This window comes from Dictyobacter vulcani, from assembly GCF_008974265.1.
Classification (GTDB): domain Bacteria; phylum Chloroflexota; class Ktedonobacteria; order Ktedonobacterales; family Ktedonobacteraceae; genus Dictyobacter; species Dictyobacter vulcani.
This window is the reverse complement of sequence record NZ_BKZW01000002.1, coordinates 465706-487845: the sequence shown is the minus strand read 5'-3', so window position 1 is coordinate 487845 and position 22140 is coordinate 465706. Positions and strand designations below refer to the sequence as shown.

Below are 22140 nucleotides of genomic sequence, written 5' to 3'. Positions count from 1 at the left end.
GTTAGATCTCCACTTCATAAGTGTCCCAGATGTTTGCCTTATCTGTAGCTGGTCCTTGCATCTCTGGTTTCGGTGTGACCGGGATGGTCAGCGCTCGTTTCTGTAAGGTCGGCGGCGGCAGCGGGTGCCGGCGCACGGTCCGCTCTCTTTCCTCTTCCCACCCTTCGAGGATCACGTGCACATTCGTTCCCCCGTCCGCAAAGCTATTGATCGCCGCGACCGCCGGCACCGCCGTCCAGTCTGTCAGCGTGCGGCTGAACGTCATCTGCGCTGCCTCCCGATCGAAATGCCGCATCTCCTGCTCCCCCGACAAAAACGGCACCTGCTGGCGCTGCTGCAACATCAGCACCACTTTGATCAAGCTCGCAATCCCTTCGGCACACAGCGGATGGCCGATATTGGGCTTGATGGATCCCAGCCCCAATGACCGCATCCCACATCCCCCATACACTGCCTGGATCGCCTTGAGCTCGATCAGATCGGTCACCATCGATCCTGAGCCGTTGGCTTCCACATAGCTGATCTCCTCCGCCCGTTTGCCACTGCGCGCCAGCGCGGTCTGCATGACCTCTTTTTGGGCCTGCAGGTTCGGCGTGGCCGGACCTGCTGTCCGTCCATCGTTATTGACGGCCGTCGCCTTGATCACCGCATAGATGCTATCGCCATCCTGCTGGGCCTGCCGCACCGTCTTCACCAACACCATGCCAACCCCTTCCCCCAGCACGATCCCATCGGCCCGCTCGTCAAAAAGGTGGAAGGCATCCGTCTTGCAGAGCAGACCACGCTGCTGGAAGAGGCGATGGGTCGCCTCGGTTGGCAAGACACTCACGCCTCCGACCACCGCCGCTTCGATCTCGCCACTGCGCAAGGCCTGGATCGCCATGTTCAAGCCCACCAGGGCCGAGGAACAGGCGGTATCCACGACCACACTGGGACCGCGCACATCGAAGAAGTGTGACAGATTCGCCGCTAAGTAGTTTTGCCCCACGGCGACGATGGGATTCCTGGCCTCGCGCAGGCGCGCGTCACCCGGCTGATGCTGGCTCCGACCGCCCAGATAGATCCCGATCGCCTGGCCTTTGATCTCCTCGTGCCGGTAGCCGGCGTGATACCACAGCTTGAGGCACTCTTCTAACACCAGCAAGGCCTGGGGATCCATCGCCTGCACGTCCTCGTCCGCGAGCAGGAAAAAGGCGGGATCAAACGTGGTCAGGGTCTCCAGCAGGCCCGCGTAGTAGGGGTGGATACCCCCAACGCTCCGGCGGCACGCTCCCAATGGCGCTGCGGCCGCTCGCGAGCAACTCCCAATAGCGCTCCAGCGTCTCGGCACCGGGAAAGCGGCAGGAGAGACCGACTACCGCGATATCTTCTGTCGCGGGCATAGCGGGCCGGTCCGCAGGCCTCCCTGCCTGCCCCACGACGGCTGGGGGGGTGGCGGCACGGGACGCTCGACGACCACCGGAGGGGCCACGGCGTCGTTGCCCGTGCTGACGCCAGGGGTCGTCACCGGGCTCGGCGACGCAGCGGGAGCCAGCAGCGCCGCCAGCGCGTCGGCATGCGTTGCCAGCAGCCAGCTCGCAAAGCCAGCGATGCTTGGATATTCATACAGAATCGACGGATCAAGCGTGACCATCAACTGCTGGTTGATGCGCTGGACGATCTGCGCCAGGATAATCGAGTCCATCCCGTATTCCTGCACCGGTTCATCCAGCTCCAAGTGGGCCGGCTCAATCCCCAGCTCTGCGGAGAACAGGATGCGTAACCAGGTGTGTGTCGCCGCTACCAGGTCCTCGGCACGGGGAGCCGCCACCGGGCTCTCGCCCCCGGGCGCGACCCGACGAGGCGCGCGGGCAGCATCGCTGGGCGCGCGCAGCCAGGTCTCAGGCTGCCACTGCGCCAGATCCACTACCGCCGGCAACACCACCGCGTGCTGACGCTCACCCAGCAGCTGGTCCAGCAACCGCAGGCCTTCCGCGTTCGTGAGACTCTGCAGTCCCGTCTCGCGATAGGCTCGATTGGTCACTTCTCCCATGCCCGCCTCTTTCCAGTTCGACCACTGGATGCTCACCAGCGGTCCGTCCTGCTGATGGGCGGCGGCAAAGTAGTCCAGATACGCATTGGCCATCGCATAGTCCGCTTGTCCGCTGGCAAGCACCGGGATCGTCCCGGAGACCGATGAGAAGAGGACCCAGAAACGCAGCGGCTCCCGGCGCAGGTGCTGATAGAGCGTGGTGAGCCCCGCGACCTTGGGCTCCAGCACCGCCTGCAGCTGCGCCGGGTCTTTGCGCACAAAGGCCAGGGTGTCGGTATCGATCAGCCCGGCACAGTGGAGCACGCCCCCAATCGGTCCCAACGTCGTGTGAATGGCGTCCAGACTCTGCTGGACCGCCGTCGCGTCCGACAGGCGCAGCGCCAGCACCTGGACCTGCACGCCCTCTGCTTCCAGGCGCTGCACCAGGCGGATCTTCGCGGCCAGCTCGGAGTCCTGCTGACCCACCTGCTTCCACTGCGCCCGCTCCGGCCAGGGCTCGCGGCCCGTGAGCACCAGCCGCTTCACGCCATAGTGGCGCACCATGTGCTGCGCACAGAGCGCGCCCAGCCCACGAGTGCCTCCGGTGATTAGGAGCACATGCTCGGCGGGAAAGGCCACCGGCGCACTCGGCCGGTCCACAACCAGCTCGGGGCTCGGGGCCAGGCGGGCACGGTAGCGCTGGCCCGCGCGATAACACACCTCAAGGGCGTCGCTCTCGGCGCGGAACTCCGCGACGATCTGCGCAGCCAGTTCCGCCTCGGGCCGGCTGGCGTCCCCATCCATATGCCGGGCCCGCAACTGATGATATTCATGGGACAGCATGCGGTAGAGCCCCGCCCGGGTGGCCCCGGTCAGGTTGCTGGTCGTCGAACCGAACGGTTCCAGGCCTCGGGTCACGCCCAGCAGCAGCAGGCGCCCTTTCTCCCCGTGGGCAATCAACTGCTGCAGCCACACCAGCCAGCCGCTGCCGCGCTCCGGCTCGTAGCCACAGCCCACCAGATCAATCACACCATCAAAGCGCGTCCAGTCACCAGCACGCGCGGAGCGGTCCGGGTGATCCAGGCACGTCACATCCACCAGCTCGGCGTGCGGCACCAACGCCGCGACCGCAGCAGCCAGCGACGCCGTCTCTGTCGTGGTCAGCAGGGCCACGGTACGGGTCTGCGCCGTTCCCTCCCGTGGGACGGCAGGACAGAGCTCCCACTGTTTCGTCAGCAGCCGGGTGACCCGGGACGCCGCGCCCTCGTCGCGGCCAGCCGGGGCCGTCGGACGCGGTGGACGGTCCGGCGCAGGCGGGGAGCATCGGGAAGCCAGTACGTGTCGCGGGCGAACGGATAGGTTGGCAGGCTGATGCGGCGAGGACGATCCTCACCGTAGAGCCGGGTCCAATCGATATGCAGGCCTTTAACCCAGAGGTCCACCAGTCTGGCGTATTTCCGTTTGCTTATCCAGATATCGAAAATCTTTTCCATATCTTCGTCCACCACAAACACCGCCAGGACATCTTTATTGCGGCTCACCTGTCCGCGGTAGAGATTGTCAATGCCGTCCTGGCCTGCGACAAATTTCTGTAGCTTCTCTTCCAGTTCCGCCATAGTTCCAACAATGAAAGCCAGGCGTTCTTCCATGGCTTCACGCCCAACCTGAAGTGTATAAGCAATACGGCTAAGATCTGTATCAGCGTATTTCCGCTCACGGATTGCCACCAGCAACTGTCCAGCCTGATCTTGCAACCTCTGCTCGTTTTTCGCAGATAGGACGATGATGACTGGATGCTGAGGAGAACTTGTCGCTGGCGCGACCTCATTCTCCCTGGGAATATATTCCTCAATCACGATGTGGGCATTAACACCCCCGATTCCGAATGAACTCACACCGGCTCGACGCGGCAAAGCATGCCCTTTTCCATCCTGGATCGTCTTCCACTCGTCGTTTTCTTGCACAATATAGAATGGGCTATCGTTCAACTGAATATAAGGATTAAGAACGTCGGAATGCAGGCTTTTGACTAGCGTCTTATACTTCATTTGCAATAAGATCTTAAGAACGCCTGAAATACCTGCGGCAAGTTCCAGGTGACCGATATTGCTTTTCACTGATCCCAATCCACAACGATGATCATTCACATCTGAATCCGCTGTAGATTGATACAGCTCTTTAAAGGCTGCTTTCAATCCGTTGATTTCAATCGGATCACCCAGTTCGGTGCCAGTTCCGTGCGCTTCGATATAGGTGACGGTTCTGGGATCAAGGTTGGCTTTCTTGTATGCCGTGACTAACAAATCAGCCTGCGCCTTTGGATTAGGTGACGTCAGGGTATTGGCTCGCCCACCATGATTTTCTGCCGTACTGCGAATGATGCCATAGATATGATCCCTATCTCGTTCAGCATCTTTCAACTTCTTCAGCATGATCATCCCAACACCTTCACCTCTCACATAACCATTTGCATGGCTGGAGAAGGTTTTACAGCGTCCGTCTTTACTGAGCATGCCAGCCTTGCTGTAACTAATGTGAGCTTCTGGTGTGAGGATGGTGTTCACCCCTCCGACAATCGCCATGTCGCAACTTCCACTCTCCATTGCTGAAACGGCACGATGAATGGCGACGAGCGAGCTTGAACACGCGGTTTCGATAGGTTCACTGGGACCATGTATATTCAGGAAGTAGCTCAATCTATTGGGACCGACGGAAGGAATCATGTTGCCAGTCGTTGCGTGCCCTTCGATAGGCAGATTGGCTTGATAAAACAAGTCTTTATAACCGGTATTTCCGGTACCAATGAAGACGCCCGTTTTTGTGCCCGAAAGCGCCTGCGCCGAATAACCAGCATCTTCGATCGCCTTCCAGGCATACATCATCAACAGACGCTGCTGCGGATCGATAAAATGGGCTTCTCGTGGTGAAATCCCAAAGAATAATGGATCAAACTCAGCCACACCATCGATAAAGCCGCCCCATTTAATGTTGGTTTTATTAACCTCGGTGGCCGGATCCCCGTAATACTCCTGCCAATCCCAACGATCACCGGGAATTTCCGTGATGCAATCTTTTCCGGCGCTAAGGTTTTTCCAGAATTCATCGATATCGTCAGCACCCGGGAATTTTCCACTTATCCCGATGATCGCAATAGGTTCGACATCGCTTTCATTGTGCTTCTCGTGCAGCACAATCGACCTGGTAGCAAAACGACTTCTTTTTCTGGTGACAATAGACGGCTCAGCTGGTTTTTGATCAGGAACGACTTCAATCACAGCTTGAGAAGCCGCCAGGTCTGCAGGCTGCGCAAATTTTTCCAGCAACCGGGACCGATAATCTTTTAACAGGAACTCTATCAAGCTTTTGAGGTTTCCATGCTCAAAGAAGATGGTAGGAACCAGTTCTAAGCGATGTTCCTGGTTAATTTGATTGGCAAATACGGTAAACGAAATCGAATCGAATCCATATTCACCCAGTTCTGTATCTATATCAATATCTTGAGCACTAACTTTCAAAATATTTGATGCAATCTGTACTAAAGACTCAAGCACTTTGTTAAAGAGATTCTCTGTCTCCGTACTCGCATTGATTTCGTGCCTTCTCTCATTGTCTCGCTGCGGCTCCTTTGGCACTGGAGATAGTAGAAGTTTCTGCTTGATTTTTTCAACATGACCGTCAAATACAAGTACCTGACTCTTGTCTGAGGCCAAAGCCTGATACAGAGCCTTGATGCCATTCTCTTTTTGTAGCGGAACCATCCCTAGATTTTGCAGCAACATTTTTTCGGTTTCCGCGTCGATATGCATGCCGCCTTCTTTCCACAAGGACCAGTTGATGGAAAGTGTCCTGCCATGCCGCTGCTTGAACGTGGTCAGGGTCTGGCGGTATGCGGCATATGCATCCATAAAGGCATTGGCCATCGCGTAATCCGCCTGGCCCGCGTTGCCCAGACTCCCGGAGACGGATGAGAAGAACAGGAAGAAGTCGAGCTCCAGCTCTTTACTCGCCTCGTCCAGGTATTCCAGGCCAACAACCTTGGGGGCCAGCACTTCTTGCAGTTCTGCCTGCGTTTTCTTGACGATGTAGTTGTCCTTGATGATGCCCGCGCTGTGGATGATGCCGTTGAGTTGTACGTACTCCGCCTCGATCTCCTGCACCAGGAGCCGGGCTGCTGCCTGCTCGCTCACGTCCGTCTGGCGATAGGTCACCCGTGCCCCCAGGCCACGCAGTTCCTCCAGCTGTTGTTCCGTCTCGGCACCCGGCGCAGAACGTCCCGTCAGGATCAGGCTCACGTGCTGCGCGTGTTGCGCGATCTCTCGGGCAAACAGCCGTCCCAGGGCACCGGCTCCCCCCGTGATCAGATAGACCCCTCGGTCTTTCCATGGATGCCGGGCGCCGCCATCCGGGGTAATTTCACGCCAGACGGCGACGGAACGTTGACCATGGATGTAGCGGATGTGCCGGTCCCCAGACACAGGCGATTGGCCTGAACCAGGTGGGACAGTTGCGCCAGCTCTTCTTCGCTGCTGAGCTCGATGAGCTGGCCGATCAGTCTGGCATGCTCGATGCGGGCGGTTTTGAGCATTCCGACCAGGCCAGCGAATAGTTGCTGGTCACCATGCGTGGCGACCACAATCTGGACCAGGACGTGACCCGGCAGCTTCTGGTTCAGAAGCGCCTGGATCTGCTCAAACACCTGGCCCGCATAGCGCTGAAAACGCTCGGCGACACTGCCGCTGTCAGCATGCAGGGTGAGCACGCGCACATCCGGCAGCTGGGAGGTGAGTCGTTCACGCGCTGCGCTGGTGGTTTCGCAGAGGATCACCAGATGCTCATCATAGGACACATCTGGCGTCGCTGACGTGATGGCCTGTTCTTGCCACACGGGCTCCAGCAGCAGAGGCTCTGCGTGGGATAGGGCGTCAGCCGGGTGCACCTCGCCGTCCAGAACTCTCGTCGAGAAACCCTTTGATCCGGACGCACACCGCCCCTGCCTCATCGCACAGGTCAACATCTATTTTCTGGACCGCATCCCCGACTTTATTACCTTGACTATGCCGGGCATAGGCCCACATAGCAGAAGTACACGCGCCAAATATTTCAAGTCCTTCAAGCGCAAAGGGGAGGAGCAGCTTTGTTTGGGTTAATCCCATCATGATACATATGGTTGCTGTCTGCAAAGCTGCATCCATCATGCTGGGATGCAAAACATAGGTACTTTGGGCCGCCGCGAGAGGAGCAGGTAATGAGAGCCTGGTTAAGACTTCTCCCTGCCCTGCATACGTCTGGGTAATACATTGAAATGCAGGTCCAAAAGCTATGCCTCTCTCTCTTGCCTCTTCATAGAACCGGGCCGGTGACAGCACGCTTTGCTTGCACTGAGCCTGGAGGTCAAGAAGATTCCATGCCGGAACCTCTGCCCTGGAGATTAATTCCGCGCTCCCCTGTCCATGCACAATTGGATCGGTACCATTATCAGCATCACTATAGATTTCATAGGCGATTTTTCCCTTATCTTCGGGAAAGAGGCCAATATGGATCTGCACTGGCTGCTTATCTACGACAATGGGTTGCACCCACACGACATGGTTAAGCCGTATGCTGGTATCCTCAGCGTCTTGAAGCCGTGTAGCCCGTTGCACGGCCACGCGAACCATCTCCAAATAGGCCACGCCCGGTAAGACCGACTTTCCTCTCACAACATGATCGGATAAAAAGAATTCCTGTCCTGAAAAGGTCGAGCTGAAACGCTGCTCTGAGAGGTCTGACGTGTTTTGATGCAGTAACGGATGCAGCAGAGACGTTCCGGGTGTCGGTTGCTGCTCACGCTGGCTGGTCTGTGGCCAGTAGCGCTCTTGAGCAAATGGATAGGTCGGCGCGCTCATACGTCGTGGCAGATCATGCGGATAGAGTTGTCGCCAATCAATCGTCATGCCTTTACACCAGAGCTCCGCCAGTTTGTGCACCTTACCTTTCACCATCCATGTCTGAATCAGAGCCTGGCTATCGTCGTCTTCCTCCAACCACGATATGTCGTTGCCTTGCTGGCGATCCCCACGCAGACACCCGGCAATCTCCTCCTTGCCCGCCATGAACGCCGCCAGTTGCTGGCTCAATTCCTCTTGATCATGCGCCACAAACACCACCCGGCTCTCCATCGCTTCTCGCCCCACCTGCAAGGTATAGGCCAGATCCCTCAGGGTCCCTTCCTCTTCCCATCCCGCTGTCTGCACAAAGGCCAGCAATTCCTGGACATAGGCCCGCACGCGTCCGCTGTTCCTGGCCGACAATGGGAGCAGATATGGTCCTCCTTCCTCCACTGCCCGCGCCTCCTCTGAGGGCCGATATTGCTCGAAGATCGCATGTGTGTTGGTCCCGCCCAGTCCAAAGGAGCTCAGGGCCGCGCGTTGCACCTCCGCTCCCTGCTTCCACGCCTGCCGCTCCGTCACCACATAAAATGGCGAGTGTTCCAGCTCCAGCGCCGGATTCGGCTCTCGATAGTTGATGCTGGGAACCAGCTCGTTGCGTGCGAGACTTAATACCACCTTGATGCTGCCCGCCAGCCCCGCGACCGTATCCAGGTGTCCCAGGTTGCTTTTCACGGAGCCCAGACCACACGTGGGCTGCCCGCTGTGCTGGGACGGATACACCGCTTTTAAGGCCGCCAACTCGATCGGATCCCCCAGTTTGGTACCAGTGCCATGCGCTTCCAGGTAATGGATGGTCGCTGGATCAACCTGGGTCGCCGCCAGCACCTGCTGCATCACGTCTGTCTGCCCTTTCACACTGGGAGCATAAAAGCCGACCTTCTCAGCGCCATCGTTATTCACGCCGATGCCGCGCAATAGCGCATAGATGTGATCTCCGTCGTTGACCGCTGCCACCGCGTTCTTCAGCACGATCACCGCCACGCCCTCACCGCCAGCCATCCCATCTGCCGCGGCATCAAAGGCCTTGATGTGGCCATCGCTGGAAAAATTCAGGCCGGGCTGATGCACATAGCCGACCTGGGACTGGGTATGAATGGTCGAGGCGCCCACCAGGGCGTAGGTGGACGCACCTGCTTGCAAGCTCTGGTAGGCGGCATGCAGCCCGATCAGCGACGAGGAACAGTTGGCATGCACAAAATAGCTCGGCCCTCGAAGCCCGAGCTTATGCGAGATCATGGTCGGGATGGTCCCGCTCTGGGCCAGTACCCAGGAGACATAGCCATCGGGGCTATCAAAATATTGGGTTGTCTCAGCCGGCAACAGCGCTCGATACCCATTGTTGCTGGCCGACATGTAGACGCTGGTGTGGGGAATCTGCCGGCTGACATAACCGGCATCCTCGATAGCTTTCCAGGAGTGCAGCAATAAGAGCCGCAGTTGCGGGTCCATCAACTCGGCATCCTTGGGCGAGAGATGAAAGAACCCTGGATCGAAGAGGTCCTTGCCCGCGATGGTGGATTGGACCGGCACATAGTGGGGATTGGCAATCAACTCCTCGGGCACACCCATCTCGCGCAGTTCTTCCGCGCGGAAAAAGGTCAGGCTTTCTTTGCCTGCGCACAGGTTCTCCCAGAATTCCCGATAGCTGTTCGCCCCGGGAAACTGGCAGGAGATGCCGATCACCGCCACGCTGGTATCGTAATAGTCAGGCAGGGCGCGCCGGGTCGCGGGGGACTCGTTGACCACCGTGGTGATCGCGCTCTCGTCCATGGCTGGCAACACCGGCTCTTGCTGGCGCGCGAGATAGGCACTGCTGGCGCGAATGGTGGGGTACGCAAACAGGTCCGTGACGCCGAACGGACACGCCAGGACGTTCGCGATCCGTTCGGCCACCACCACCGCCAGCAATGAATCTCCGCCCACGTCGAAAAAGCCGTCATCGCTCCCCACTTCCTCTACCTGGAGCACCTCTCGCCAGATCTCCCGCAGGATCGCTTCAATCTGGCTGTGGGAGACGTGGCGCGTCCGTCCCTCTGGTCGTGGCAGGGCCAGCGCCCGCTGCTCCAATGCCTTGCGGTCAATCTTTCCGTTGGGGGTAAGCGGCAGCGTATCCAGTCTCAGGAAATGCGCGGGCACCATGTAGTCGGGCAGCACCGCTTTCACATGCGCACGCAGCGCCTCCACCGCTGGCGCGGGCTCGTGCGCGGTATAATAGGCCACCAGTTTTTTCTGCTCCTGGTGCTGATGGACCACGGTCACGACCTCCTGCACCCCTGCATGCTCCGCGATCCGACTGTCAATCGCGCCCAGTTCAATCCGGAAGCCTCGCAGCTTGACCTGCGTGTCGATGCGTCCAAGATATTCAATCTGGCCCGTGGGAAGCCAGCGAGCCAGGTCACCGGTTTTGTAGAGCCTGCTGCCTGCCTGGAAGGGATTCTCCACGAACTTCTCAGCGGTCAGGGCGGGCTGGCGATAATAGCCTCGCGCAAGCCCCACGCCGGCGATACACAGCTCGCCAGGAACCCCGATGGGGACAGGATTCAGATAGGAATCCACGATATAGATCTGTGTATTGGCAATTGGCTGACCGATTGTTATCAGTTCGTCGGACTGGATACGCTGAAGCATAGACCAGATGGTTGTTTCGGTGGGGCCAAACATATTCCATGCTTCGCTATCCGTACGTACAAAATGCTGCTTCAACTTTGGAGGGAGCGCTTCACCTCCGCATAGAATCGTTACGCGCTCTTCATTTTTCCAACCAGCCTGGAAAAGCATGGTCCATGTGACCGGGGTCGCTTGCATTATCGTCGGCTTGATATGTTGAATTTCCAGCTTGAGCTTTTCCGCATTCTTTACTTTGTCGGATCCGCATATATAGCATTGCGCACCCATCATCAAAGGCAAAAAGAGCTCAAGCCCTGCGATATCAAAACAGTATGTGGTTACAGCAAGCAGTCTATCCTGTGCAGACAAGCCGGGTCTTTGAGCCATTGAAACAAGAAAATTTGTGAGCGCTCGATGGGGAATCATTACCCCTTTGGGTTTCCCAGTACTTCCTGAGGTATAAAGCACATAAGCCAGGTGGTCCAGCTGTACTTCCCGCTTCAGCGCCTGTCGTCCATGCGCAACCGATGCAACTTTCTCCCAGTCCTGATCCAGCGTAATCACTTCTGCTCGCTTCACGGCCAATGTATCAAATTTCTTCCTGAGCCGGGATTGCGTAAGGATAATAGGAACGTCACTATCCTCTAACATATATGAGAGCCGTTCCTCAGGATATTCGGGATCTAAAGGTACATATGCCCCGCCCGCCATTAAAATAGCGATTAACCCGATACTCATATCCAGAGAACGCTCAGTGCAAATTCCTACCAGGCTATCTGGGCCCACGCCTTGCTCTTGCAGATAGAGGGCCAGGAGGTGGCTTTTTGCGTGCAGATCCCGGTAGGTAAGGAAGTCATGCTCGTAGAAAACGGCCTTAGCATCAGGCGTTTTATGTACCTGCTGCTCAAACAATTCATGAAAACACAGCTGAGGATAATCTTCCTGTGTATCATTCCAGGCATGAAGAAGAGTATTTTTTTCATCCTCAGACATCAAGGAATATTCATTCAAGGTCAGAGCAGGATTCTGCATAATCGCTTCAACTAAACGCATATAGCGATCAAACATGCTCGCCACGGTCGCATCATCAAATAAATCAGCACTATATTTGATGTTCAAACCCATGCCATCTTCTTCATCCAGGAGCTCAAATACCAATTCATATTCTCCTTCCTGGTGAATCCCTTCAACGAAATCCACCGAAAAGAGAGGCTTATACTGGCTGAACATTTCTTTGTAGCTTATGGATTGCAGATAATTTTGATAGAAAAATGCCGCACGAAAAAGCGGGGCAGCGCTCGGAGTATGCGCCATATTCAACGCTCGAACCATGCGCGGAAAAGGATAGGGGGCATGATCTAACCCGTCGAGCAGAGTCAACTGTAAGGTATTCAAAAAAGTAACAAATGATTCTGTTCTCAGAACCCGGCCGCGTATCGGTAGCATGTTAAGGAAATAGCCAATCAAAGTGTCAAAGCGTTCTTCAGGTCGTACCATGACTGGCATACCGACAATAATCTCCTCCTGCTCCGAATAGCGGCTCAACAACAGCATATAACTGGCCAATAAAACAGTCGAGACGTTTCTGGCTTGTCCCTGGGCAAAAGCTTTGATGCGCTCGGTCAGTTCAGGGGAGAAGGATCTTGCATACACACGTCCTGTAAACATCTGGTTGGCAGTCTCTGGGCGATCGGCAGGTAGCCGGAGCGTCGGCAATGGTCCCGACAGTTGCTGTTGCCAGTAAGCACGATATCGCTCCCCTTCTTCACTGGCCAGCATGCCCTGTTCCCATACGACAAAATCATCATATGTCGTCGCCTGAGGAGGCTCTGCTAGCGTCTCTCCTTGTAAGAGATGTTTGTAGCTCTCTAACAGGCTACGCATAAACGTCACGGAAGAACTGCCGTCAAAAATAATGTGATGAATCACTACGAGTAAGAAATGTTCCTCTGCAGACCGGGACATAATATAGACGCGCATCAAAGGGCCTTGCTTTAAAATAAATGGCTCTTTGACTTTACTTCTAAGATAGGGAAGGATTTCAGGCTCTGCCAGGGCGGAAATATCTTCCAGTGAGAAGGTCAGCGATCGCGGTGAACGATTTTTCCGGTAGGGTATGCCCTTTTCTTCTTCAATAACGCTCGTCAGAATCGGATGCTGTTCCAGGACATGATGAAAGGCTTGCTGTATTTTGGCGATATCCAACTGAGAAGAAAACCGGAGACACAACGGCAAATGATACCCACTCATTTCTGGGGACATTTTCTGCAGCGTCCATAAGCCTTTTTGAACTTCGGAAAGAGGACTGAGGGACGCTGGTTTTTCTCTGTGCTCTTCTCGCTTTGTACTGGCAGTGCTAGCCGCCGCTTGAGGGGGCGAGGCAGTGCTTTTCTCGCTCTTTTCAGCTAAATACGTCGCTAATAATTGAATGGTTGGATATTTGAAGAGCTCTCGTGCCGTAATCTTGATCCGGTGACCCTTCTCGAATGCACGCATGAGTTTCATCATCATGATGGAATTGACACCCAGGCTGTGGATATCCGTAGCTGGCTCGATTGAATCACGCGCAATATTCAGATTTTCGACAAAAAAATCGATCAGATACCCCTGTATGTCTGCTTTTGTCAGCTTTACTACGTTGTTGGCTACCTGTTTTTCTTGCGTAGCCCACCCACTACCACGACTGACATGATCCAGTTTTTTGAGTAAGCCAGCGAACTCACCCTTTTCAAAAGCTTGTTTTAACTGCGCACGCTGGATCTTACCAATACCAGTTTTGGGAATATCTTCTTTTTCCACGAGCAACAGATATTCAGGCGTCACACCAACAGTCTGGGTGATCCGCTGCCGTATCTTTCTGAGAAGTTGGGCTAGTTGACGATCCTCATGTGGAAAAGCGACCACGAAGAAGATCGCGAGTTGATCGGTGGTATCACTATCTTTACGCACAGCGCAGGCAGCAGTATACGAGGTCTCTATCTCTGGCAGTTCTTCAACAACTGCTTCAATTGCATGGCTATAATAGTTAACCCCATTAATGATAATGGTATCTTTCGTGCGGCCAGTAATGGTAAGATGTCCGTGTCGCATAAATCCAAGATCACCGGTCTCAAACCAGCCGTCATCAGTAAACACACTCTGATTGAGCTCTGGCCGGTTATAGTAGCCGCTGGTAACAGAGGGACCATTGACCTGTAAACGACCCGTTGCGCCTTCGACAAGGAGCTGATTGTCATCATCCACAATGCGTATCGAAAGACCTGGAATAGGGATTCCGATTTCGACAAAATCATCCTCATCACGAATAGTCGCACGTGAAAAGTTGTGTGAAAAGATCACGCCGGAAGAGGTTTCAGACATGCCCCAGGCAGGTTGTATGGCATCAACAGGCAGACCGTGAGGCTCTAGCAACGCTAAAAACCGACGCCCCACTTTCGCCACCAGCGCTTCACCACCATTAAACATAGAATGCATCGAGGAGAGATCCCAGCGCCGACTACCAATCTCGTCCGTGTAGTCGGTGATCAGCCCAAAGGCGAAATTGGGAGCCCAGGTGACAGTTGCGCGATAATGATCAATCCCATCCAACCATTGGAGTGGATCGAGCAAGATCGCCTGATTGGCAACGTTGATCTCCAGGCACCCCAGATAGGCATCGCGCAAATGCATCATTACAATGCCTCCGACATGATCAAATGGCATCCAGTTAAATGTCACATCCTGATCTGAAAAACTGTACATCTGAATCATGCCAGTGATCATGCTCAAAATATTGCGATGCTTAAGCATGACCGCCTTTGGTACACCGGTGCTGCCGGAGGTTAAGAGGAGAAGTGCCAGATCTTCAGGTTGCGCATGATGCCAATCACTGTCACCCTCATGCTCAAAAAGATCTTCAATTGCAAAAGCCTGAAATTGCTCTAAGCCCTGAGCCTTCGCCCAATCCAGCAATTCAGGTAACATATCATGATTTGTGACCACGGCCGGATGGTCCAGCAGTGTCCAGGCATCCTGGATTTTATACGTCGCACTACTCGGCTGTATATAAGTCGGGGGAACCGCCAGTGGAGTAGGAACCAATCCGGCTAATTGACATCCCCAGAACATGGGAATAAATTGCTCATTGTCTGCCAGTTGCAGAATGACAGTATCTTGCGGCTGTAATCCTGCACGCCGCAGGCCACGCATCAGACTCAGCGCATCTTCCCACAACTGGGTGTATGATCTGTGCAACTCCGAGCCATCAGATTGTAAATAAATAATATCCCGGCTCTTACGATGCACAATAGCAGTTGCATGCAATGCTTCGGGAAGCGTGGTTGGCTGTTCTGCTGTTGTTAATAAGTGTCCCCCATGCTTGATAGAAAGTTTTTCTGCATTATCATTATTCAAAGCTTCACTCATAAGCTTCCTCCGTATAGCCTACTATTGAGAAACAACCGTGAACCCCGCTCATAACAACTGTGCTTTAATAGTATGCATGCTATATGCGAATAAGATCTATCATTTCCTGCGTATGGTGAATATCAACTAATTTCCGTACAATTGAGCAATACGGTCTTTAACCTCTGCCTGGTGAAAAGTCTTTTCATGCATGATAATCTCCTGCTCAACCACACGGGAAATTTGCGCTCGCAACGGAGCAACCAGGTGATCCTTTAATGTAATCAAAGAATTTCTGGGCTTCTCTGCCAGCTGACGGGCCAGTTCCAGGGCATGATCCATGACCTGCTGACGCGGTAGGACAGCGAAAGGAATGCCCCGTTTCTCAAGCTCAGCACCGCGATAATTACTGGCAGTTAGCAATAACTCTTGCGCTAAACTAAGCCCTAACTTTTGGGGAACGATAAAGGTGGCCCCCATTCCAGGCGTGAATCCATATTTCATAAAATTCGTTGTATAAACACTTTCCCGGCTCAACACTACCAGATCAGCGAATAATCCCATAACGAAGCCCCCGCCGATGCCATGTCCCTGCATGGCGGCAATGACGGGAATAGGACAATCCAGCGCAAGCGAATAAATGTTGTCGTCGGTAAAATTCGTTATCCCTTGCTGAATCCTTAATAATCCTTCTTGCGTGCCGCCTGTAGCGAAATAGCTATCATATCCGGTGAGAATTACTACTTTGTAGCTTGAACTCGCCTGGATGAGCTCAAACGACTGGATCAATCCACGCGTCAATTCTTTGGAGAATGCATTCTTATGAACACGATCCTGCATTTTGACTTGAATAATATCTGGCTCAATCTCAAACAGTTCAACCACAGGGTGTGACATGACCTTCTCCTGCTTGTTCATCAGGTTTCTCTCTATCAGCCGGATTCCTATTCGGACTCCCAGGGAAATTGTCCCGTTTCTACAAAGCGTATAATTCCCTTTTGATTGTGCGGGTCCGCAAACATTGCCTGGTTTGACGCTAGCGCCAGGGGTTTGGAGCGATAAAGCAGTTCGTACAATTCACCTGCAAAGCTCTTATAACGCGTAATAGCTGGCTTGGATAAGCGTCGAAGACGTAGCAGGTGCTTGCGTAGTAACACGTCACTTTGCGCGTCATAGGCATCGACTAATCCCCATACCTGTGCCTGCTGAACCAGAATCGGTTGTGTCATAAGGGTCAGGTAATGGGCCTTCTGGAAGCCGATCCGGCGTATTAAAAAAGGCAATACACAGGCAGGGAAGAGCCCAAATAACATTTCAGACAGGCTGAACTGCGCGCTTTCATCCGCAATGACGATATCACTGGCGGCGACGAACCCTATCCCCCCGGCATTCACTTTTCCCCGTACATGTGAAATCGTAATGTAGGAACCCGTTGCCAGTTGAAGCCATGCATCATATAGTGGCTCTGGCGGTTGTGCAGCTTTTTGTCCATCCAGCAAGTCCTCGCGCAAACCCTGGAAATCAGCACCAAGACAAAATACTTCTGGCGAACCTTCCAACACAACAATCGTCGCTCGGGCTTCACATATAGCGAGTACCCGCAGGCATTCTTCAATAAAAAGGTCATTGATGGTATTGTTCGCCTCAGGACGATTGAACTGTATGTAACAAATAGACTGCTGAAATCGCACCTGCAACGTCTGATAATTCATGAAATCCACCTGTATTTGCGATGGAATTCAGAAATTTCTTCCAGATACAGCCGTTGTTTCCCACTGGATGATGCAAATACTCCAGGAATCAGCTGGAAGTCCAGTCTGGCGTTACGAGTCCCGAAACGTACTGTCCCATTGTCTGTGAATAACGTTTCATACTCACCTAATGAGAGTCGATAGCGTTCATTTAGATGTTGTTCTATCCTGAATTTCCGCTGACGCTCCTGACCCTGCGCCGTCACAATCCCGCTATAAAATTCGGAGCAGCAGCCCGACCCATAAGAAAAGCAACCGACACGCTTTGGGGTATCAAAATAGCCGTGATCAATCGTGCTTGCCAGAGACAGCAAGACTGTCGCTCCCATAATGTTGCCAACGCGCTGGCAATAGGTCATACCAGGCTTCACACGCTGCGTAAAATCTATTTCTATTTCATCACTTTTTGCCTTGAGTAACTTGCGCATCATCGTACGATGTGCCCCTTTGACCATCCCACCAAAAGGAGTATGGAAGGCAAGATACTGGAATGTGTCCTTATAATGAACACCAGGGACCCGATTTTTATATTCCAGGAAGGTTTGCTCACAACAGTCCAGATATGACATTAAGGATAGGTCGGCATCTCCTGCCTCGCTATCTGGAGCGGGTCGGCATGTATCCATGACTTCATATCCGTAATAGCCGTTCGCTCCAACGTCCACGTGAAAAACCAGCGGCTGCTCGCCAACCAGTAGAGCAACCCCACCTGCACCCGCACTCGGTTCAGAATAAGACCAGTCTTCACTTAAGGCATCCCCACCTTCGGCAATCAGGAAGCGCGAAATATCGGTTGCGATGATCAGGGCCCTGGCTCCCGGTGAGGTCTGGGATAAGATAAAATTCACGGCCATCTGCAAGCCGGCCGTCCCTGAATAACAGGCTTGTTTAATCTCAAATAAACGACAGTTTCGATTGAGCCCCAGGTAATGGTGAATATACGTACTGATTGATTTTCCGAAGTCAATTCCAGACTCCGAACAAGTAATCAAGAGCTCAATGCGATTCTTCTCCGCTTCGGATAAAGAGTCAATGATTGGCTTCGCCGCATTGACTCCAAAGGTAATAGGATCTTCATATGGCAATGCGACAGCTTTTTCTTTCATTAACAGATTTTCGAAGCGCGCAGTATTAAGATTACGGTGCTTCGCCAGTTCCATAACGTCCAGGTAGGCAGTTCCACCAAAAACATTTATGGCTTCTATTCCAGGATAAACCATCTATTAACTCTCTCCATGCTAGTACTTTGTCAAACTTCGTTTGATAGGTTGTTCGCCCGCTACGCGGGCGGTAGGGGGAGATGCCGGGGGCACAGCCCCCGATCCCCCAGTCAAGGGGCTGCCGCCCCTTGCATCCCCGCTTTCACATCAAATGATGTCTGACAGACTACTAGGTGTTTAAAGCTTCTTTAAACAAATGGCGGTGTTGATGCCACCAAATCCCATACTCAGACTTAATGCATTCTTTATTTGATGCGCAATGGCTTGATCTCTCACCCAGTTGAAAGTGTCATCGATTGGATCATCTAAATTTCTGGTAGGATGAAGGCACGCTTCTTTCATTTGTAGCAATGTGGCAGCAATTTCTATCGTGCCTGCAGCACTGAGTCCATGGCCGATAAGTGATTTGGTCGCATTGATATAGGTATGAGCAAGCTGACACTGACGAATCGCCTCCAGCTCTATCTCATCTCCAAGTATGGAACCCGTCCCATGGGGATTAATATAATCAATACTTTGCGGAGAGAGCCTGGCTTGTTTCAAAACATTCTGGATTACTTGAACTTCTCCGTTCAACGAAGGATTGGGATTGCGATTTCCGTCCATGCCTATGGCCCAACCAGTAATTGCTGCATATGGGTTGATCTGCCGACTTGCCGCCGTCTCGGCGTGCTCTATTACCACGGCCGCACAGGATTCGCCATAAATAAATCCATCTCTGTGCTTATCAAAAGGACGGCAAGCCCTGGCAGGTTCTTCAGCATACCGATCGGTTCCCATAGCGCCTAAACTTCGTAATGCCTGGCACTCCAGATACGAAATATCCAGCAAAGCACCCAGCGCAATACACACATCGACCTGACCTGATAACACTGCTTGAATAGCCTGGATTATAGCTAACTGCCCACTCGCGGAAGCACCACCTGTAGTGTAAGCGAGACCTAGTATCCCGAATTGTTCTGTGCACAATCCACACAGGTCGCTATCCATAAAAGAAATTCCGTAGGCCGGCGTGATAAATTGAGCACGCTCTCCATATGTCTCATAGGTCCGTAACATCTCCCGCTGCTGGATGTTGGAGCCACCAATGATTAATCCAATACGTTCAGGATCTACTCCGGCAAGGCCGGCCTCCATCCAGGCTTCATACAGGGTAACCATGGCTACATGACTCGAAAAAGAGGCTTTCCGTAGGAGCTTTTTTGAGAGATACTCTGGATAAGACAGCACCGGAATTTCAGCACCGATAAATCGCGTCTCTTTTTGTCGGCCTGGACGTTGCATGACCCCAAAGGTATGCTGACCCGCCAGGAGAGCCGAGGAAAAGTTTGCCTTCCCCTGGCCAATAGACGATGTCACCCCTAACCCGGTAATCAATACATCAGGCTGATTGTAATTTCGCATAGAGTGCCTCCGTTAATTCTCCAATATTCTTAACAGAGGTTAACTCTACCCGGGGGATGCTCAGCGACAAATTTTCCAGTACCATGCTTATGATTTCGGCACGATCCACAGAATCCGCGCCGAGATCGACTAATCTATCATTAAAGGTAAAATTATGCTCTTCTAAATCAGGCAGAACTTCGCGGGTAGTGCGAACAACAACTTCAAAAACTTCTTGTTTATTCATCTGATTGTTCTCTTCTGAGCTTTATTTTCTTCTCGCGGATAACGAGTTGTAGATCACGATCAAGCAAGCTAAAAATCAACGGTAACCCATCCTCCAGCACATACATTGTCTGGCATGCCAAAAAGAACCATACCCTTTGTTCAGCATAAAAACGATATATATCTATGCAACAGATGCCGGATTTTTCTTATCCCCATCACGCAAATTATTATAATTGATCCTCCAACGTTTTTCAAGACTTATAGGGATAAAAAGCAGTAACTTTCATTAAAGTCAGCTTTCATAGCTATACATCAATTTGCATCTACATAGTAACTAAATGTCTTTCTTACGTGCTCGAAAGAAACAACGAACGAATTTTGTTATTCATCAACGCTGCTGTTTCAATCATTAATTTCTTCCCAATCTCATCGACATGGCGATTCCGCCAATTTTCCAGCTCTGAACTTTTTACCCATTGGTTGAAGGCACCCAATGCCGGACCACAATGCACTTGATAATCTACGATAGATTCTTCACTCCCACTTAAGGCCAGGCGAGTACTATATGCAAAATACCAGCGAAAGATCAAGGCCATTTTATGCTTCGGATTTTTCTCGGCTTTTTCAATCTCCTGTGCTGGATAGTACGCTTTAACCTCTTCATACACCTGTTCTATGCTACGTTTAAAATATTTTTCCTGAATTTGAGTTAAGGTCGATTTATCAATTTCGTTCAATGAGTTATAGCGCCGATAAAGATCATGGAGTTTGTTCGCTCGGGCGGGAAAAAATACGCCTTTCCTTAGCACCTGAATGCGGCTGCCCGACTCGAACGTATCTCCAGCAGGAGCATAATCGGTGTCCTGAACATTCATTTGCTGCAACAGATTTTTCACTTTATCGCTGGTTCCTGCTTCTACCGTACATTGATTGATGGAGCCGGTCAGGATAAAATCTGCACCCAACATGAAAGCCGCCATCGCCGCCTCCGGCGTTCCAATCCCTCCGGCCGATCCAATGCGTACTTTCTTCGCATACTGGTACTTTTCCATCATTTCATCTCGTAACCGTATCATGGCTGGCATCAGTGTAGATGCAACGCCACTATCAGTATGCCCGGCTGAGTCTGCTTCCACGCAAATATCATCCGCGACAGGAATTTTTCGGGATAGGTCGGCTTCTGCTAACGTTATTTTGTTTTCCTTCAACAGACTTTGTAACATATACTCCGGCGCGGGACTCAGAAACGCTTCTGCCACTTCCGGACGTGAGACCTTTGCGATGATTTTGTGCCTGCTTATAACATTGCCACCGGCATCAGTGGTCAACCCCCTGGCATGAAATCTTATGAGCGGGGCCGTAACACTTAAAAAAGCTGCCGCTTCTAGATTTCTACATCCTGTTTGTATGAAGAGGTCAATCGTTCTATTTTCCATGTCAGGATTTTTCAGATTATAGACCAGGTTTACACCATAAGCCTGGGATGGCAAAATGTTACTATGAATATATCTAATGCCATCTTCAATCTGCTGCAAGTTTAGCCCACCGGTGCCAAAGAAACCCATCATGCCCGCTCTCGCTAGTTTCACCACCATTTCTTGTGATGCAATGCCGCGATACATCCCACCGGCAAGATATGCATATGTAAGGTTGTAGTCTGCTCTAAATTCGGCGCTACCTAAAGATGTAGCCGAGATGCTTGGATATGAAAAGGCCGTATCATTGGGAGAGGAGGGTATATCCCGGCTTTCAGGCTCATCCACAGTAAATAGTGGCTCAGCCTCTTTTTGAATCTTTTTAATCAATGTCGTTAAGACTATACCCGGTCCGATCTCCTCAAACGCCATTTCTCCTCTTCCCATGAGAAAGCGTATACTTTCCTCCCACTTGATGGAGCTGGTAATCTGTTCTACTAATGTCTGCTTGAGTCTTTCTTGCCTGTACGGTCGGGCATAAACATTGGAGATGACAGGAATAGACAATGGAGAAAAATGGAAGCGTTGCAAATACGTTTCGAACTCTTGTTTTGCTGCACGCATATATCTGGAATGGAAGGCTCCGCTGACATTCAAGAAGGCAAACTTCTTTACGTCACTTATGGCTTCGAAAATGGGCCTGGCTCTTTCTATATCTTCTTTAAGTCCGGAGATAACGATCTGGGATGGCGTATTATAGTTAGCGACGTCGATCGAACTCAGGCTATTTTTTGTCAGCACCTCTACTATTTGCTCCGCATTGAGTCCGATAACCGCAGCCATACCCCCTCCGGTCGCGAGGCTCATCAATTCGCCCCTTTTTCGTACCAGCTTGAGACCCGTCGCAAAATCGAAGGCATCAGCAGCGAATAACGCGTTATACTCACCCAGGCTATGGCCCGCCACAAAATCAGGTTTCTTACCGGTATCACGCAGCCTTTTCAAATAGGTGAGTGCGTTCACCACAAATAACGCGGGTTGGGTGAATTGTGTCTGGTTTAAATGGGCCGAGGGATCTTCCATGCAAAGCTGTTTTATAGAATAGCCAAGGATATCATCTGCTTGCGCTGCCAGTTCCTTGAAATCATCAAAAAGAGTCCCTCCCATTCTTTTATACTGGGAGCCTTGACCGGGGAATACGTATGTCAGCAT

General features: G+C 52.5%; 6 protein-coding genes and 1 pseudogene. All 7 read right to left on the bottom strand.

What is annotated here, in order from left to right:
* Position 1: 1 nt before the first annotated feature.
* Positions 2-14952 (bottom strand): annotated as a pseudogene (locus tag KDW_RS36055) (amino acid adenylation domain-containing protein).
* Positions 14953-15078: 126 nt separating this feature from the next.
* Positions 15079-15828 (bottom strand): polyketide synthase, encoded by a 750-nt coding sequence (locus KDW_RS20075; RefSeq protein WP_151757742.1) that lies wholly within the window; start codon positions 15826-15828, stop codon positions 15079-15081.
* Positions 15829-15875: 47 nt separating this feature from the next.
* Entirely contained in the window at positions 15876-16643 is a 768-nt protein-coding gene (locus KDW_RS20070) for an enoyl-CoA hydratase/isomerase (RefSeq protein WP_151757741.1), read from the bottom strand.
* Positions 16640-17902 carry a hydroxymethylglutaryl-CoA synthase family protein gene (locus tag KDW_RS20065; protein WP_151757740.1) on the bottom strand — a complete coding sequence of 421 codons (1263 nt, stop codon included), beginning with the start codon at positions 17900-17902 and terminating at the stop codon, positions 16640-16642. Before KDW_RS20065 ends, KDW_RS20070 begins: the two co-directional genes overlap by 4 nt.
* Before the next feature lie 177 nt (positions 17903-18079).
* On the bottom strand, positions 18080-19306 hold the full coding sequence (locus KDW_RS20060; RefSeq protein WP_151757739.1) for a beta-ketoacyl synthase N-terminal-like domain-containing protein: 1227 nt from the start codon (positions 19304-19306) through the stop codon (positions 18080-18082).
* On the bottom strand, positions 19284-19532 hold the full coding sequence (locus KDW_RS20055) for an acyl carrier protein (RefSeq protein ID WP_151757738.1): 249 nt from the start codon (positions 19530-19532) through the stop codon (positions 19284-19286). Before KDW_RS20055 ends, KDW_RS20060 begins: the two co-directional genes overlap by 23 nt.
* 328 nt (positions 19533-19860) lie before the next feature.
* Positions 19861-22140 carry an ACP S-malonyltransferase gene (fabD, locus tag KDW_RS20050; protein WP_151757737.1) on the bottom strand — a complete coding sequence of 760 codons (2280 nt, stop codon included), beginning with the start codon at positions 22138-22140 and terminating at the stop codon, positions 19861-19863.